This window comes from Streptomyces sp. NPDC101234, from assembly GCF_044767525.1.
Lineage (GTDB): Bacteria > Actinomycetota > Actinomycetes > Streptomycetales > Streptomycetaceae > Streptomyces > Streptomyces sasae.
Window position 1 is genome coordinate 158,473 of record NZ_JBIWOA010000027.1, and the last position, 16,724, is coordinate 175,196.

A 16,724-nucleotide genomic window follows, 5' to 3' on the forward strand; every position below is an offset into this window, starting at 1 on the left:
CATTGCCGGGCTATTCGGCGCTCTGCGACCGTCGAGACGTATCCGCGGCCGGTCGGCCTCCCAAACCGGCCGGCCGTACGTCGTGCACGGAACGAGGGAGGCCCCGGCGTGGCCGGAAGCATCGAGGTCCGCGGACTGTCCCGCACCTTCCACACCACCGTCCGGCGCCCGGGCTTCACCGGCGCCCTGCGGTCCCTGGTCAACCCCGAGCGGGTCGAGAAACACGCGGTCTCCGACATCACCTTCGACGTCTCCCCGGGCGAACTCCTCGCCCTGCTCGGCCCGAACGGCGCCGGCAAGTCGACCACCATCAAGATCCTCACCGGGATCCTCACCCCGACCTCCGGCGAGGCCCGGGTCGCGGGCGTGGTGCCGTACCGGGAGCGGGAACGCAACGCCCGCAACATCGGGGCGGTGTTCGGGCAGCGGACCCAGCTGTGGTGGGACCTGCCGGTACGGGAGTCGTTCGCGATCCTGCGGGACATCTACGAGGTACCGAAGGCCGAACACGCGGCCCGGCTGCGCGAGTTCGACGACCTGCTGGAGCTCTCCGCCTTCTGGGACACCCGGGTGCGGCACCTCTCGCTCGGCCAGCGGGTGCGCTGCGACCTCGCGGCCGCGCTGCTGCACGATCCGCCGGTGGTCTTCCTGGACGAGCCGACCATCGGCATGGACGTGGTGGTGAAGGAGCAGGTCCGCGAGTTCCTGCGGTACCAGGTGGCCGAGCGCGGCCGTACCGTGCTGCTGACCACCCATGACATGACCGAGGTCGAGCGGCTCGCCGAGCGGGTCGTGCTGGTCAACCACGGGCGGCTGGTGCTGGACGGCACCCTGGACGAGATCCGCCGCGACTTCGGCTCGACCTGGCAGGTGCGGGCCACCCTTGCGGACCCGCACACCCCGGTCGGCCCGCTGCCGGGCATCACACTGGTGCGCCGGGACGGGCCGCAGGTGGTGTTCGGCCCGGACGGCTCGGCCGCGCCCACCGTCCACGAGGCGCTGAAGCTGGTCATCGAGCGGTACGAGGTGACCGGCGTGGCGGTGGACGAGGCGGACCTGGAGGACGTGATGCGGGCGGCCTACGCCGAGGCCAGGTCGGCGGCCAAGGCCGAGGCGGTGTGACGATGGCACTGACGTACGCCTGGCGCGCCGCCCGGGTCACCCCGCTCGGCGAGCTGTACACCCCGCCCCGCATCACCGCCGCGCTGCTGCGGCTGACCGTGCAGGTGGTGCTGGTCGCGTCCCTGTGGCACGGCCTGTACGCCCGGACCGGTACGACGGCCGGGCTCTCCCGGGACCAGGCGGTCACCTTCGCCGTACTGGCCGTACTGGCCTCCCGGCTGCGTGAGCTGGACCAGTACGCGGCCCGGGACACGATCGTGCAGCACATGTACTACGGCACGATCGTCTACTGGTACCTGCGTCCGCTCTCCCCGCAGCGCTACTACGGGCTGCGCGCACTGGGCGAGCAACTGTACGGTCTCGCCTGGGCGTTGACCGGATACCTGATCTGCCTGGCGGCCGGTGTCGTGGTACCCCCCGAGTCGGCTGCCGTGGCGGGTGTGTTCGCCCTCAGCCTCCTCCTCGGCCAGTGGGTCCTGCACTACATCATGCTGCTCATCAACCAGTTGTGCTTCTGGACGATGCGCAACACGGCGGCCCTGCTGATCCTGATCTTCGCGCAGAACCTGATGTCCGGGGTGTACGCCCCGCTCTGGTTCTTCCCGCACTGGTTCCTGACGCTCAGCTCCTTCCTGCCCTTCCAGGCCACGCTGAACGTGCCGCTGTCGCTGTACGTCGGCCGTATTCCACTGTCCGAGGCGGGCTTCCAGCTCGGCGTCCAGGCGGCCTGGGTGGTCGCGCTGTGCCTGCTGACCCGGTTCCTGTGGCGGCGCGCCGCCCGTCGAGTCGTATCCCAGGGAGGCTGACGTCCATGAACGCCCTACGGATCATGTGGCGGATCACCCAGCTCAACTTCCGTGCCCAGCTGGAGTACCGCGCCGAGTTCCTGATGATGATCGCGGTCGGCGCGGTCTGGCAGGTGTCGGTGATCGTGTTCGCGACCGTGCTGCTGACCCGGTTCACCGGGATGGGCGGCTGGGACAGCTCGGACGTCCTGCTCATCCCGGCGACCCGGATGCTGGCCCACGGCCTGTTCGTGCTCTTCCTCGGCCGGGTGCACGGTCTGGGCCAGCACATCCAGGAAGGCAAGATCGACGCGTATCTGCTGCGTCCCATGCCGGTCTACCGCCAGGTCCAGCTCCAGTTCTTCCCGACCAACGCGATCGGCGACCTGACGGTGGCGGTGGGCCTGATGGCGGGCGCGCTGAGCCGCAGCCACCTGGACTGGACGGCGGGGCGGATCTCGTACCTGATCGCCGCGGTCCTCGGCGGCATGCTGCTGGAGGCGGCCCTGTTCACGGTGGTGGCCTCGGCCTCGCTGCGCTTCCCGGCCGCCGACTACTGGGGCCGCTGGCTGGAGGAACTCCTCGGCACCTTCGGCAGCTACCCCCTCAACGTCCTCCCGAAGGCGGTCGGCGGTTTCCTCACCTTCGGCCTCCCGCTCGCCTTCGTCGCGTACTTCCCGGCGGCGGTCCTCACCGGCCACGGCCACAGCACCGGCGCCCCGTACTGGCTGGCGGCGAGCTCACCGCTGCTGGGCCTGCTCGCCTACCTGGCCGCGAGGTTGCTGTGGCGCTGGGCGCTGGACCACTACACGGGGGTGAACGGCTGATCCTCCCGCGCTGTCAGGTGCGGCCCGCGCCGCGGATCGGGGTGCACAGGCCGGCGAGGGCGACGAGGGCGCAGCAGGCCCCGGCCAGGGCGGCCACATGGGCGGTGCCGTACCACTCGGCCGCCCAGGTGAGGACGGCCGCGCCGACCGGGGCCACCGAGTACTGGAGCGTCCAGTGCGCCGAGGTGACGCGGCCCAGCAGCGGCTCGGGGGTGATCTCCTGGCGCAGGGACATGGAGCAGGTGCCCGCCACGCCCACACAGGCCAGGTAGACCGCGCTCAGGGCGGCCACGGCGGGGACCGTGCGCGTCCAGCCGAGCCCGGCGAAGGCCAGCCCGCACACCGCGGTCGCACCGATCCAGGTCGGCCCGAACCCCAGCCGGCGGCGGAGCCGGGCGACCAGCAGCGCCCCGGTGATCGTGCCGACGGCGCCGACCGCCAGCACCGTGCCCACCGTGCCGTCGCCATGGCCGAGGTCGTGCTTGAGGTGGTAGATGAGCAGGTCGTTGATGCCGAGGCTGAGGAAGCTGAAGACGGCGAGAAGGCCGGTGAGCGAGCGCAGGACGGGGTGGCGGACGAGGTACGAGATCCCGGTGCGCAGGTCGCGCCACACGCTCGTGTCCTTGGGTGCACGGTCGTCCTCGGCACGCTCCCGGAGCCGTACGAGAAGCAGGCAGGCGGCCGAGACTGCGTAGCTGGCCGCGTCCACGGCCACCGCGTTCGCCGGTCCGGCCCAGGCGGCCACCAGGCCCGCGCCGAGCGGCCCCAGGACACCGGCCGCGGCGGCCGTGGCGTTCAGCCTGCCGTTCGCCTCGGTGATCCGGCCGGTGCCGACGAGTCCGCGGACGACGGTGACGTACCCGACGGCGAAGAGCATGCCGACGGCCTCGCACAAGGGCAGGACGACATAGAGGAGCCAGAGTCGCGGTCCGGCGAGCCAGACCAGCGGGACCAGTCCGTAGAGGGCCATGCGGACCAGGTCGCAGGCGATGAGGAGCTTCCGGCGGTCGACGCGGTCCACGACCACACCGGCGAAGACAGCCGCCAGCACCATCGCGGCGCCGCCGACGCCGGTGAGCAGTCCCATCCGGGCCACCGAGCCGGTCGCCTGCAGAACCAGCAGGGGCAGCGCGATCAGACTGAAGGAGTCCCCGAGGACGGACAGTGTCTGAGCGAGCCAGAAGAAACCGAAGTCCCGCTGTCTCCAAAGGGGTCGGGCCTTCGCTGTACGTTCCCGCGCCGCCGCCCGTGCCACGCGCCGCGCCTCGTGTGTCACGGCTCCCCTTCCGTCCCGGCAACCCTATGCTCCGCGCGATGACGACCGGTACGGGACGAATCCCCGCAAGGAGAATGCCGACGGTCGCGGGCATCCCTCGCCCCGGCGAGCCGCGAACAATCGCCTGGCCAGCCAAACCTAGGGACTCTAGGATTCAGCCTAGGAACCCAAGGGAGGTGTCGGATGGCCCGTGCCGGAATCACCGCCGACCGGCTGGTCGCGGCGGCGGCCGAGATGGCCGACGAGGTCGGCTTCGAGCAGGTCTCACTGTCCGCGCTGGCCCGCCGGTTCGGCGTGAAGGACGCGAGTCTGTACTCCCATGTCCGCAACCTCCAGGACCTGCGTCACCGGCTCGCGCTGCTCGCCGGCGGCGAGATGATCGACGGCATCGCCACGGCGGTGGCCGGGCTCTCCGGCAAGGACGCGCTGGCCGCCTACGCCGGCGCGTACCGCGCGTACGCCCTCGCCCACCCGGGTCGTTACGCGGCCACCCAGATCCGGATCGACCCGACGCTCGTCGACCCCGACGCCCCCGCCATGCGCCGCACGGTGGAGATCACCTACGGCATGCTGCGCGGCTATGGCCTGGCCGAGCCCGATCTCACCGACGCCGTACGCCTGTTGCGCGCCGCCTTCCACGGCTACTGCGCCCTGGAGGCCGGCGGCGGCTTCAACGCGCCGCGGGACGTCCGCGCCTCCTGGGACCGGGCGATCGACGCCCTGCACATCGCACTCGAACACTGGCCCCGAGAGGAGCACGACCACCGTGTCTGACCTGTACTACGACGTCACCGGCAGCGGCCCCGTCCTGTTGGTCATCCCGGGCGGCGCCGGCCACCCCATGGGCCTGGGCCCTCTCACGGAGCACCTGGCACCGCACTTCACTGTCGTGACCTACGACCCCCTCGGCCTCGCCCACGGCAGGCTGGGCGACACGTTCGCCGACCAGCGCGTCACGGACTGGAGCGAGGGCGCGCACCGGGTGCTGGAGGAGGTGCTGGCGGAGGGGGACTCGGCGTACGTCTTCGGCACCAGCGCCGGCGGTATCGCCGCCCTCGACCTGCTGGCCCGCCGTCCCGCCCGGCTGCGGCACGTCATCGCCCATGAGCCGCCGTGCGTCACGTTGCTGCCGGACGGCGACCGTCTGCGGGCGGAACTGATCGGGCAACTCGACGGCGGACGGCCGGACTCCGGGGAGGTGACGCCGTTCTCCGTCTTCCTCGCCCATGTCCTTTGCCCGTTCACCACCTACCGGCCGCAGGCCGGCCTGCCCCGCCTCACCGTGGCCGCGGGCACCGACTCCCGCGGTCAACTCCTGCACCGGACGGCGGAGTCCATCGCCCGGCACACCGGCGGCACCTTCACCGAGTTTCCCGGCGGCCACCTTGGCACCCTCGAACACCCCGGCTCGTTCGCGGACCGGATCGCGCAGATCTTCGCGGAGTGAGAACCCGGCCCCGGCAGGGCAACCTTCCGGACGCCGGCGGCAACCACAGGGCATGACAACCGCACCACGCACCACACGTCACCGCCGGGTCCACGCCTTCCGCAAGCCGGCGATCGGCGCCCTCGCGGCCGGCGGACTGCTGGCCGGCGCCTGGTACGCCGGCACCGCCGGCGCGGCCCCGACCCCGGACCTCAAGGTCACGTCCACGGCGGTGGCCCTCAGCGCCAAGTACCCCTATCTCTCCGCGGGTTACAACAACACCCGGGAGTGGAACCGCACCGCCACGGCGGTCGCCCCCAACGGCACCATCCGGGTCGCCTGGCCCGCCGCCGACGGCGTCCATGTCACCCCGCTCACGACGGCCGGCAAGCGGTCCGGAGCCGACACCGTCGTCAAGGGCGCCAAGGAGGTCGGCGGACTGGTCGCCCACAACGACGGCTTCGCCCTGCTCACCCGGGTCGCCGACACCAACAAGTGGAAGGACACGGCCGCCGCCATCGTCCGCTACACGGGCGGGAAGAAGACCTGGTCCACCAAGCTCACCGGTACCGCCAGCCACGACACCTCCCCGACCCTCGACGGGCAGCTCACCTGGAACGGCAGCAAGTACGGCGCCTACTTCGTGGTGCACGGCGCGGGCGGCTTCGCCGACGGGCACTACGGCGACAAGCTGTCGTACGTCAGCGCCAAGGGCACGAAGCTGAGCGGCGGCTGGAGCTGGGGCTGCAGCCACAACGAGGGCATAGCCCTGCACGCCGAGACCTCCGGCGCCTTCACCTCCCTGTGCTTCGACGACTGGCGCTCGGGCCTGTTCGTCTCCACCGGCATCGGTGCCCCGGACGTGGCCCCGGTCGTCCAGCGGGAGCAGTGCTGGGCAGGGTACTGCGGTGGTACCTTCCCCAGCCGCACCGGCGACCTGGTGAAGTCGTCCACCGGCAGGTACGCCACCGCGTTCGCCTCCCGGGGCGCCGCCTCCGCCAAGAAGAACTCCGCCGACAGCAGCGGCCGCGGCTGGTCGGTCACCCCGAAGGCCGCCACCCACCAGGTCGCGATCGCCATCCTGAAGAACCGCAACTCCGGCCCCGGCAAGGCGATCTACCTGACCAGCGCCAGGACGGTCGAGAACGTCAATGTGCACGTCGCGCCGTACGGCAAGGACAAGCTCCTGGTCTCCTGGGAGTCGTTGAAGAACGCCAAGTGCTCGGCGGGCACCTGCACCGGCACCTTCACGGGAACGCATCTGCGACTCGTCGACTGGACCGGCAGGTTCGTGGGCGCGGACAACGTGGTGAGCGCCCGGATCACCGGCGACATCGCGGTCCTCAAGGACGGCTCCCTCACGTGGGCCTACGCGCCCGTCACCCCGACCTACGGCACCCCGCTCACCGGATCGTCACCGACCACGACGACCCTACGGATCGCCCGCCTCACGCCGTGACGTGAGCCGCTGTCCCGAGTGCCTCCGCCATCCGGCGCACGACCTTCACGGGCCGCGCCGGATCGGCGGCCGGCCACTCGGCGGTCCCAAGGCGCCGCGACCGAGCTGTTCCACCAGGCCGGAAGTCCGCCTCGGGGCCCGAGGCGGCTCAGTCCCGCGCGATGTCCTCCACATCCACGCCGGACCCCTGCCACCGGACCCGCAGGCCGGGACCCTCGCTCCACAGCACCGTCAACTCCCGCTCCCCGTCCGCGCGTACGGCCACCGCGTCCCCCAGTGGCTCCGCATCCGCCGCCCCGGTGAGCCGGCTCAGGGCGACGAACAGGGTGTCGCCCTCCCCCGTGGCCCCGGTCAGCGTGTCGTCGAGGCCCACGGCGGGGAGCAGTTCCGCCCGGAGGCCCTCCCGGGCGGCCCAGCCGGTCACTCGCACCGACGTCCCGGGCTCGGCGCCCGACACGAGGAAGGCACGCACCTCCGCGGCCCCGCGCACCAGCACGGCACTCGTCACCCGGGCGCCCGAACCGGCCGAGTGCCGCGAGGCCGCCCAGCCCTCCCCCACGCCCAGCGGCTCGATCTCCGTCCGGCTCGGGTCGTCTCCGACGATCACGCTGTTGTCGTACGACGGCGAGGGCTCAGTGACGGTGGAGTAGCCGAGGCGGGTGTAGTAGGGGTCGTAGCGGACGTCCTCGCTACCGTGGTTGTGGAGGCGCACCACGCCGTCCGAACGCGTCGACTGGAGCAGCCAGTTGGCGGGGGTGATCGGCGTGACCGCGTCCGTGCGTTCCGCGGGCCCCGGCTCCTCCGTCGCCGTCCACACCTCGTGCTCCGGCGGCAGCAGCAGGCCGAGGAAGCCCTTGCTCGCCCAGTAGGGGGAGGCGGGGCCCGAATAGCCTTGCAGGACGGCCGCGTCGGGGCCGTGCCAGCCGAGGGTCAGCAGGCCTCGTCCGTCGACCGCGCCCCGGTCCAGGAAGTACTTCAGGGCGCCGGAGGCCAGTCGCCGGGTCTCCCCGGGGGCGAGGGGCGTACGGCCGGTGAGCGCGCCCAGCCACAGCGGGGCCGTGGTCGCGAAACGGTAGGTCAGGGAGCGGCCCTGGTGCATGGGGGCGCCGTCGCCGCCGAACAGGCGTGCGTAGTCGGCGAGATGGCGTTCCAGGCGGCCGCCGTACAGGTCGAGCAGGTCCGTGTCGTCGGCGAGCCAGGCGTGCAGCACGGGGTAGAGGTGCATCGCCCAGCCGTTGTAGTAGTCGAACTTGCGGCCGTCGCCGTCGGTGTACCAGCCGTCGCCGACGTACCACTCCTCGATGCGGGCCAGGCCGTGGTCGACCGCCTTGTGCGCGGCCTCCGTCTCGTGGCCGATCCCGGCCAGGAAGCCGCCGACCGTCACCGGGAACAACTCCCAGTTGCAGGGCCAGGGTTCGGCGGTGAGCGCGTCGGCGAGCCAGGCCGCCGCACGCTGTCGTACGGCGTCGTCCAGCCGGTCCCAGAGCAGCGGGCGGGTCAGCCGGAGGGCGAGGGCGATCGAGGCTGCCTCGACGAGCGGCTGGCTGCGGTCCTCGATGCGCGGCCAGACTCCCGACACGCCGGCCGCGAGGCCGTCCGCGTACCGCTGCAGGGCGGTCTCGTCGCGACGGAAGGCGGCGAGGAGCAGGGTGCGGGCGTAGCCCTCCAGGCCGTCGGAGAGGCGGCCGGACCAGCTGCCGTGGTCTCCGGGGAAGTGGTAGAGGGCGCGGTCCGCGCTGGCGTACGGCTCCACGGCGGCCAGCAGCGCGTCGGCCGCCGCCTCCCAGTGGGCGCGGGTGTAGCCGGTGCGCGGGCTGGGACCGCGGTCCTCGGGAGGCAGCTGCATCGGGACTCTTTCCGCTCGTGCCGTTCGACGTTCGAACCTGGGGCGCCCCGGTTCCGGTCGGGGCGCCCCAGGGGCTCATCCCACCCGCACGGTGCCCCGGGGCACCAGGTGCTGGGCGAGAAGCGCGTCGCGCACCAGGCCTGCGTAGACGGTCGCGCCGTACGCGGAGGTGTGCGTGTTGTCCTTCTTCTCGTTGTACAGGTACAGCGCCTTGGAGCCCTCCACGCCGAGGGACTCCACCAGCGCCTTGGTCTTCGCCGTCAGGTCGATCAGCGGAACGTCCTCGGCGGCGGCGACCGAGCGGATCACCTCAGGATGATTGACGCCGAGCCCGTTGACCAGAAGCGCGATGTCATTGTTCAGTGTGCCGTCGGCGTTGAACCAGCGGCGCACGATCGGCGTGACGAGAACCGGCCGCCCGCCCTTCTCCCGTACGCCCGCGACGAGGGTCTCCAGATTCGTCCGGTACGTGACCTCGTCCGTGGTCTTGTCGTTGTGCGCCAGCTGGATCAGGACCAGGTCACCCGGGTGGATCAACGGCTGGACGGTACTCCAGAGTTGGGGCTTCTGGAGGTAGGTCACCGTGCTTTCGCCGGAGGCGGCGTAGTTGGCGACGGCGACACCCTTGCGGAGGAACTGCGGGAGTTGCTGGCCCCAGCCGGTGTAGGGGGCGGCGGGCTGGTCGCAGACGGTGGAATCGCCGACGAGGAAGAGCTGCCGGGTGTGCCGGGCGGCCGCGGTGACCCGGATGTCGGCGAGGGCGGGTGCGGAGCCGCCGATCGCCAGGTCGAGGCCGGGAGTTCCGTCCGGTCCGGTCGGCTCGCCCTCGGGGGTGCGGACGTTGACGGTGAAGGCGCGGGTGACGCGCTGCCCGGCCGCGGCCGCGGTCTCCGGCAGCAGCGAGCGGCGGGTCTCGCCGCTGATGCTGGTGCTGGACGCGGTGTCGCCGCCGAGCCGGACCGTCACGTCGTAGTCGCCGGGCGGCACGTCGAAGTGGCAGGCGGTCGCGGTGCAGTTCTCGATGCCGAGCATGCCGGGCGGCGGCTTCCGGTCGTGGGCCTGGGCGGCGGGAGCGGTCGTCAGGCAGGCGCCGAGGACGACCGCCGCGAGGGCAGTGACGCGAACACCGTTGAAACGTCTCACTCGGGACTCCTCCGTCACGGGACAGTCACTCCGACAGGGCCTGGCGGGGACCGTACCGTCACTCACAAGCGCTTTCTAGACCTTGGACCGTTTTCACAAGATTGCCAACTCCATGAAGGCGAAAGCCCTTTCGCGAAATCGATTCAACTGTCACTCTCACAGACACCCGCACCCCCGCCCCACCGAAGGAGGCACCCCCATGTCCGGATCCAACGGGAGATCGCTCGGACGCCGTACCTTCGTCCTCGGCAGCGCGGCCGCCGCCGGTACCGCGGCCCTGGCCGGACCGCTGGCGACGAGCGCCTCGGCCGCGAGCTTCGGCTGGTCGGACGACGGCTCCAACTACGTCGTCGACACCGGCGCCAGCCTCGTCTTCAAGGTCAGCAAGACCAACGGCGATCTGACCTCGCTGGCCTACAAGGGCACCGAGTACCAGGGCTACGGCGGCAAGAACTCGCACGTCGAGTCGGGCCTCGGCACCTCCACGGTGACCATCGCCCAGTCCGGCTCCACGATCCTGATCTCGGTCGCGTACGGCACGCTGAAGCACTACTACGCGGCCCGCAGCGGCGAGAACAACGTGTACCTGTGGACCAACAAGGCCGACGACTCGGTCACCGCGACCCGCTACATCGCTCGCGTCCAGGCCGGCCTGTTCCTCAACGACGAGCCGGACTCCTACACCTACGCGCCCACCGTCATCGAGTCCGCGGACATCTTCGAGAAGTCCGACGGCCAGACCCGCGCCAAGCACTACTCGAAGCTGCGGGTGATGGACTACAACTACATCGGCTGGACGACCGGCAGCGTCGGCCTGTGGATCGTGCGCAGCAACCACGAGAAGGCGTCCGGCGGCCCGTTCTACCGCTCGCTGCTGCGCCACCAGAGCGCCGACGGCGGCGGGCTGTACGAGATCCTGTACTACGGCGAGAACCAGACCGAATCGGAGCGCTTCGGCCTCCAGGGCCCGTACGTCATCGCCTTCACGGACGGCGGCGCGCCCTCCTCCTCGCTGTACGCGGGCACCCTCACCACCTCCTGGGCGGACTCGCTCGGCATCTCCGGCTACGTGTCCGCGAGCGGTCGCGGCCGGGTCGCGGGCGTCGGCATCTCGGGGCGGGACACGGCGTACGCGTACACGGTGGGGCTCGCCAACTCGGGTGCGCAGTACTGGGGTTCGGCGCGCTCGTCGGACGGCTACTTCTCGATCGCGGGGGTACTGCCGGGGGCGTACACCCTCACCGTCTTCAAGGGCGAACTGGCCGTCTACACCGGCTCGGTGACCGTGACGGCGGGTGCCACGACCACCCTCAACACGATCGCGATCGCGTCCTCCAACGATCCCAGCAACGCCTCGGCGATCTGGCGGATCAACAACTGGGACGGCACACCGAGCGGGTTCAAGAACGCCGACCTGATGACGTACGCGCATCCGTCGGACGTACGGGCCTCGTCCTGGACCGGGAACGTGGTCATCGGCAGCGGTACCGAGACCTCGTCCTTCCCCTGCTACCTGTGGAAGGACGTCAACAGCGGGATCATCGTGTACTTCAAGCTGACGGCCGCCCAGGCCGCCGCCGCGCACACCCTCAGGATCGGTGTGACGACGGCCTACGCGAACGGTCGGCCGCAGGTCGTCGTCAACGACACCTGGACCTCCGCCGTCCCCGCCGCACCCACCCAGCCGAGCACCCGGTCGCTGACCGTGGGCTCCTACCGGGGCAACAACAACACGTTCACCTACAGCGTCCCGGCGTCCGCCTGGCTGACGGACACCAGCTCGTACAACACGCTGAAGATCTACGTGGCGAGCGGCTCAGGGACGACGTCCTTCCTCAGCGCCGGCACCTCGATCGACGCGATCGACCTGCTGGCCTGAACCACGGCAACCCTCCTGGGCCGGGCGGCGACCTGGGGGCATGACCCCCTCGAACGAGCAATCCCCCACCCACGCCCGGCGCCGGCCCGTGGCGCTCGTCACCGGCGCCGCGGCGGCCCTCGGGCTCGCCGCGGCGTCCCTGGCCGGGCAGGCCCAGGCCGCGTCGACCCTCACCGTCGCCAAGGACGGCTCCGGGATGTACACCACCGTCCAGGCGGCGGTGAACGCGGCCTCCGCCGGTGACACGATCTCCATCGCCAAGGGCACGTACCAGGAGATCGTCAACGTCCCGACGACCAAGACCGGGCTGACCCTCAGGGGGGCCAGCGGCAACGCCGAGGACGTCGTCATCACCTATGACCGCGCGGCCGGTTACACCGACGCCAGCGGCAACAAGTACGGCACCCTGGGCAGTTCGGTGGCGACCTTCTCCGCGAACAACCTGACCGTCACCGGCCTGACGGTCCAGAACACCTTCGACAAGGACGCCCACCCGGACATCACCGACACCCAGGCCGTCGCCGTGACCGCGCAGGGCGACCGGCAGACCTTCCGCAACGACCGTTTCATCAGCCGCCAGGACACCGTGCTGAACTGGGCGCCGTCCGCCACCGGCCAGTACCGCCAGTACTTCTACTCGTCCTTCGTCACCGGGGACGTCGACTTCGTCTTCGGGAACGCGACGGCCGTCTACGACCGGGTGAACATCCAGCTGCGCGACTCGGGCGCCGCGGCGGGCGGCCAGAACGGCTTCCTCTCCGCGCCCAACACCAGTTCCGCGAAGACGTACGGCATCCTGGTCACCGGCAGCAGCATCACGAGTTCCGCGGCGGCGAACACCTACTACCTGGGCCGCCCCTGGCATCCGTCAGCGGACGCCGTCGGGCAGCTGGTGATCCGCCAGACCTCCCTGCCGGCGGCCGTGAAGACCGCCGGACCGTGGACCGACATGAGCGGCTACTCCTGGAAGAACGCCCGTTTCTTCGAGTACAAGAACACCGGGGCGGGTGCCGGCGTGAACTCCAACCGCCCGCAGCTCACCGACTCGCAGGCCGCGAGCTACACGGCCCGGAAGTACCTGGCGGGCACGGACGGCTGGAATCCCGTCGGCTGATCCATCAGCTGATTCCGGCTCAGCTGCCGCGCGTCCACTGCTGGTTCGTGCCGCTGTTGCACGTGTACGTGATGATGGCGGCCGAGTTGGCTGTGGACGCGCCGCTCACGTCCAGGCATTCACCGGTCGTGCGGGCCTTGATGTTGACGTAGGAGCCGGAGGTCACCACCGACCACTGCTGGGCGGTGGCGCCGGTGCAGTCCTCCTGGGTGACGTCGGTGGAGTTCTCCTGGAGGCAGAGCGAGCTGCCGCGGCCCATCAGCTCGTAGTAGCCGGTGCCGAGGTCCTTGAACCACCACTTCTGGTTGGTGCCGCTGTTGCAGGTGTACTGGCTGATCGCGATGCCCTCCCAGAGGGACTGGTTGGGGACGTCGGCGCACTTGCTGCTGTGCCGGGCGATCAGGGTGTTGTACGTGGCACTGGTGCCGCTGATCGTGCCGGCGGTGGTGTCGATGGAGACCTCCGGGTACCAGGACATCGACATCGAGGTGTCGGTCGGGAAGGTCAACGGCAGCCAGACGTAACGGGAGTCGTTGACGGTGCCGCCGAAGGAGTTGCCCCAGCGGTCGCCCATGTAGAGGTACGAGGTGCCCGAAGTGCCGCTGACCGGGAGGACGTAGGCGGTCTGGGAGCCGTACGCCGTGGAGTCGCCCACGTTGGTCCAGGAGGTCCAGGGTCCCGCGAGCGAGGTGGCGGTGGCGTACTTCTGCTGGTTGGGGCTCCAGCCGGTGGCCGCCGAGGTCAGCATGAAGTAGACGCCGTTGCGCTTGAAGAGCGCCGGGGCCTCACGGCTGGAGCCGGCCCAGGGGTTGGCGACCAGGCTGTCGATGGCGGTGTAGTCGGCGGTGAGCTTGTAGATCTGCAGGTCGGCGTTCTCGTTGGCCGCCGAGACCATGTAGGCGGTGCCGTCCGTGTCGACGAAGGTCGTGATGTCCCGGGACATGTACTGGCCGAGCGGCTGGAAGCTGCCCTGGTAGGTGTAGGTGCCGTCGACGGTGTCGGAGACGGCGACGGCGGCGCGGGCCTGGCTGTAGTCGACGCCGTTCTCCTTGTGCATCCACATCACGAACTTGCCGGTGGAGGCGTTGTAGATGACCTTCGGGCGCTCGATGTAGGCGGTGCCGAGTTCGGAGGCGGAGGACTGGGTGAGGACGTGGTTGCGGAACTCCCAGGTCTTCAGGTCGGTGGAGCGGTAGGCGTCCACGTACTTGAAGGTGTTGTCGGAGTTGCGGTCCTCGCCGAACCAGTAGTAGTAGCTGCCGACCTTGATGACCCCGCCGCCGTGGGCGTGCACGATGTTCCCCGAAGTGTCGGTGAACCGGGTGCCGTTGGTGACGGTCTGGGAGGCGGCCGCGGCCGGTCCCGCGGTGGCCAGGGCACCGATCACCGCCAGACAGAGGGACAGCAGGATCGCGTAGGCACGTCTCATCTCACACACGCTCCTCGGGGGGAAGGCATGCGGTTCGGGATTCCGAACGGCATGTGGTATGGCGAACGTTGTGATCGCCGAAAAGGTAAGGGTGTGTTACGCGTGGGTCAACGGGTCTGACGTGACAAGGGGGAAAGCGATTTCCAGCCGATCACGGACGGGGCCGGTTTTTCTGTTATCGGGGCCTGTCCGCCGCCGTCTCCTGTCACGTGCGCACCCACCTCCACACCACCGTGGCCGCCGTCGGCGCTCTCGTCGCCCTGCTGGCCTCCGCTCCCCCGGCCCTCGCCTCCGGCGCCCGGGACGTCACCGCCGACGTCCTCGCCGACCGGGACGTGACCCTCACCGGCGACACGGTCGTCACCGTGCCGGCCGGGACGACGACGTACGACGGCGTCTTCCACGGCGAGGGCACGCTCACCGTGCGCGGCGGCGGCACCCTGGTCCTCACCAGGGACAGCGACTTCACCCTGCCGAGGTCCCGGCAGCGGCAGGTCGTGCGCACCCAGGGCGGCAACCACCCGTACACGACCGTCACCAACCCCGACCCGCCGGCGATCACCGTCGAGCGCGGTACGACCCTGCAGTACGGCACGGGCGGCGGCACGGGACTGCTCGGCCACTTCCCGTACAACACGCCCGGCTACCGGCTGAACCAGCTCAACATCCGGGTCGACGGCACCCTGCGGCTGTCCCTGACCCGCACCTTCAACATCGGCACGATCAGCGGCTCGGGCCTGGTCACCCAACCCCGCAACATGTGGGGCACGTTGGACCTGGCGGGCACCCACCCCTTCTCCGGGGTCATCGACAACGGCACCGGGATGGCGGTCGGCCGCCCCGAGTACCCGGTGGCGCTGCCCAGCGCCCGGGCGATCCTCAACCAGGGCTCCTGGATCATCGACACCCCGCTGTACCAGACGGTCACCCTGCGCCAGAACTTCTACCAGCGGGAGTACGGCAGCGACGTCAACGTCCACTCGCGGCCGGGCAGCAAGGTGGTGCTCACCGGGCAGTACAGCTACAGCGACCGGGGCGGCGACACCGACCCGTCGCTGAGCGCGCCCTCCCTCAACTGGCAGGCGATTCCCCATCAGTTGAACAAACGGGGCACCAACATCGAGGGCGCCGACGTGCACTGGGGCGACGGGACGACCCACCGGATCTTCATGCCGGGCACGAAGGACACCGTATACATCAACCTGCACGCGGCGAGCGGCCGTCGTTCGAAGCTCACCTTCGACTACAACGGCCCCGTGACGCTGGGCGCCCCGATCGGCGGCGGCCGCTACCACGACACGCTGGCCGCGCCCGGCGCCGGGGACATCGTGATCGCGGGGACCCGCGGGAACGACGTGACCTTCGCGGCCGCCCAGGACTACGACGGCTCGACGACCATCGAGAAGGGCGCGGTACTCCGGCTGGGTTCGGGCGCGCGCGGCGGCGACGGCTCGCTGCTGACCGGCACGGAGCAGCGCCGGATCGCGAACGACGGCACCCTGTACGTCCGCAACACGTCGACTCCGGTGACACTGGCGCACGTCGGCGGTTCGGGGGCGCTCGTCCAGTCCGGCGGGGCGACGACCACGCTCACCGGGAGCTCGGTGTCGTACACGGGGACGACGACCGTCGCCAAGGGGACGCTGGCCCTGCGTTCCGGGGCGACGCTCGCGCACAGCAGGGCGATCCGGCTGACGTCGGCCGGGGCGCTGCTCGACGTGGGCACGGCGGGCCTGCGGGTGGCCACCGCGCTCTCCGGCACGGGCACGGTGCGGGGCTCGGTGACCAACGACAGCCTGGTGACGAGCGGGGTGACGGTGAAGGGGGACTACACCCAGCACAAGCAGGGTGAACTCGTCCTGGGGAAGCAGCCGTTGAAGGTGACGGGCCGTCTCACGCTGGCTGGTGCGGTGGACTTGGCCGACGCGGGTACGTCCACCGCCCGCAGCATCACGCTGATCGACCACTCCGGCACGGCCCGCACCACCGGCGCCTTCGACGGCCTGCGCGAGGGCGCCGAGGTCAAGCTGGCCGACACGGTCTACCGGATCAGCTACCGGGGCGGTGACGGCAACGACGTGGTCCTGACCGCGAAGACGGCCAGGGCGACCCCGAAGGCCGACACCGCCGGCTCGGCGGCCACGGCTCCCCCGACCGTGACCACCCGCAGCGCCGCCGATTCGGCCGAGGCCTTCGGCTGGTGGCCGTACGCCCTGGCCCTCGGGCTGCTCGGCGGTCTGATGGTCCCGGCGGGACTGCGTACCCAGAAGAAGGGGCGCCGCGGGGGCGGGCGGCACGCCGGGTGAGGGGCCGGGTGGGGGGGGGCGGGGGCCCGGTGGGGGCGGGCGGGCCCCCCCCCCCCCCAAGCCGCCGCGCAAAGCCACACGCCTCAAAAGCGGCCGTGGGGGCCCCCCCCCC

At 70.8% G+C, this 16,724-nt stretch carries 13 protein-coding genes; 9 read left to right on the top strand and 4 right to left on the bottom strand.

What is annotated here, in order from left to right:
* The first annotated feature begins 108 nt into the window (after positions 1-108).
* Genes ACIRR9_RS38870 through ACIRR9_RS38880 form a run of 3 tightly spaced genes read left to right on the top strand, consistent with a single transcriptional unit; the run spans position 109 to position 2,734 of the window.
* Positions 109-1,122, top strand: coding sequence for an ATP-binding cassette domain-containing protein (locus tag ACIRR9_RS38870; RefSeq protein WP_403762192.1), 1,014 nt, complete (start codon positions 109-111; stop codon positions 1,120-1,122).
* A gap of 2 nt (positions 1,123-1,124) precedes the next feature.
* Positions 1,125-1,928 carry an ABC transporter permease gene (locus ACIRR9_RS38875; protein ID WP_403762195.1) on the top strand — a complete coding sequence of 268 codons (804 nt, stop codon included), beginning with the start codon at positions 1,125-1,127 and terminating at the stop codon, positions 1,926-1,928.
* 5 nt (positions 1,929-1,933) lie between these two features.
* Positions 1,934-2,734 carry an ABC transporter permease gene (locus tag ACIRR9_RS38880; protein ID WP_403762198.1) on the top strand — a complete coding sequence of 267 codons (801 nt, stop codon included), beginning with the start codon at positions 1,934-1,936 and terminating at the stop codon, positions 2,732-2,734.
* 13 nt (positions 2,735-2,747) lie between these two features.
* On the opposite strand, the gene ACIRR9_RS38885 is transcribed toward ACIRR9_RS38880, so the two are convergent.
* Positions 2,748-4,010, bottom strand: a complete 1,263-nt coding sequence (locus ACIRR9_RS38885) for an MFS transporter (RefSeq protein ID WP_403762200.1) — start codon at positions 4,008-4,010, stop codon at positions 2,748-2,750.
* 183 nt (positions 4,011-4,193) lie between these two features.
* On the opposite strand from ACIRR9_RS38885, the gene ACIRR9_RS38890 reads away from it, so the two are divergent.
* The 3 genes from ACIRR9_RS38890 to ACIRR9_RS38900 are packed head-to-tail and all read left to right on the top strand — an operon-like array spanning position 4,194 to position 6,895.
* Positions 4,194-4,784, top strand: coding sequence for a TetR/AcrR family transcriptional regulator (locus ACIRR9_RS38890; RefSeq protein ID WP_403762203.1), 591 nt, complete (start codon positions 4,194-4,196; stop codon positions 4,782-4,784).
* Positions 4,777-5,457, top strand: coding sequence for an alpha/beta fold hydrolase (locus tag ACIRR9_RS38895; RefSeq protein ID WP_403762206.1), 681 nt, complete (start codon positions 4,777-4,779; stop codon positions 5,455-5,457). The genes ACIRR9_RS38890 and ACIRR9_RS38895 overlap by 8 nt, the downstream gene beginning before the upstream one ends.
* A gap of 52 nt (positions 5,458-5,509) precedes the next feature.
* Entirely contained in the window at positions 5,510-6,895 is a 1,386-nt protein-coding gene (locus ACIRR9_RS38900; protein ID WP_403762209.1) for a hypothetical protein, read from the top strand.
* A gap of 148 nt (positions 6,896-7,043) precedes the next feature.
* Here the strand turns inward: ACIRR9_RS38900 and ACIRR9_RS38905 are convergent, their stop codons facing one another.
* Both ACIRR9_RS38905 and ACIRR9_RS38910 read right to left on the bottom strand, forming a co-directional pair.
* The gene (locus tag ACIRR9_RS38905) at positions 7,044-8,741 is read right to left on the bottom strand and encodes a DUF2264 domain-containing protein (protein WP_403762210.1); all 1,698 of its coding nucleotides are present in this window, start codon (positions 8,739-8,741) and stop codon (positions 7,044-7,046) included.
* Positions 8,742-8,816: 75 nt separating this feature from the next.
* The gene (locus ACIRR9_RS38910) at positions 8,817-9,884 is read right to left on the bottom strand and encodes a rhamnogalacturonan acetylesterase (RefSeq protein ID WP_403762213.1); all 1,068 of its coding nucleotides are present in this window, start codon (positions 9,882-9,884) and stop codon (positions 8,817-8,819) included.
* A gap of 199 nt (positions 9,885-10,083) precedes the next feature.
* Between ACIRR9_RS38910 and ACIRR9_RS38915 the strand changes: the two genes are divergently transcribed.
* Positions 10,084-11,763, top strand: coding sequence for a rhamnogalacturonan lyase B N-terminal domain-containing protein (locus tag ACIRR9_RS38915; RefSeq protein ID WP_403762215.1), 1,680 nt, complete (start codon positions 10,084-10,086; stop codon positions 11,761-11,763).
* A gap of 40 nt (positions 11,764-11,803) precedes the next feature.
* Entirely contained in the window at positions 11,804-12,877 is a 1,074-nt protein-coding gene (locus ACIRR9_RS38920) for a pectinesterase family protein (protein WP_403762218.1), read from the top strand.
* A gap of 19 nt (positions 12,878-12,896) precedes the next feature.
* Here ACIRR9_RS38920 and ACIRR9_RS38925 read toward each other — a convergent pair whose 3' ends face one another.
* Entirely contained in the window at positions 12,897-14,306 is a 1,410-nt protein-coding gene (locus ACIRR9_RS38925; protein WP_403762220.1) for an RICIN domain-containing protein, read from the bottom strand.
* 209 nt (positions 14,307-14,515) lie between these two features.
* Here ACIRR9_RS38925 and ACIRR9_RS38930 point away from each other — a divergent pair, with 209 nt between their 5' ends.
* Positions 14,516-16,612 carry an autotransporter gene (locus ACIRR9_RS38930; protein ID WP_403762223.1) on the top strand — a complete coding sequence of 699 codons (2,097 nt, stop codon included), beginning with the start codon at positions 14,516-14,518 and terminating at the stop codon, positions 16,610-16,612.
* The last annotated feature ends 112 nt before the right edge of the window (positions 16,613-16,724 follow it).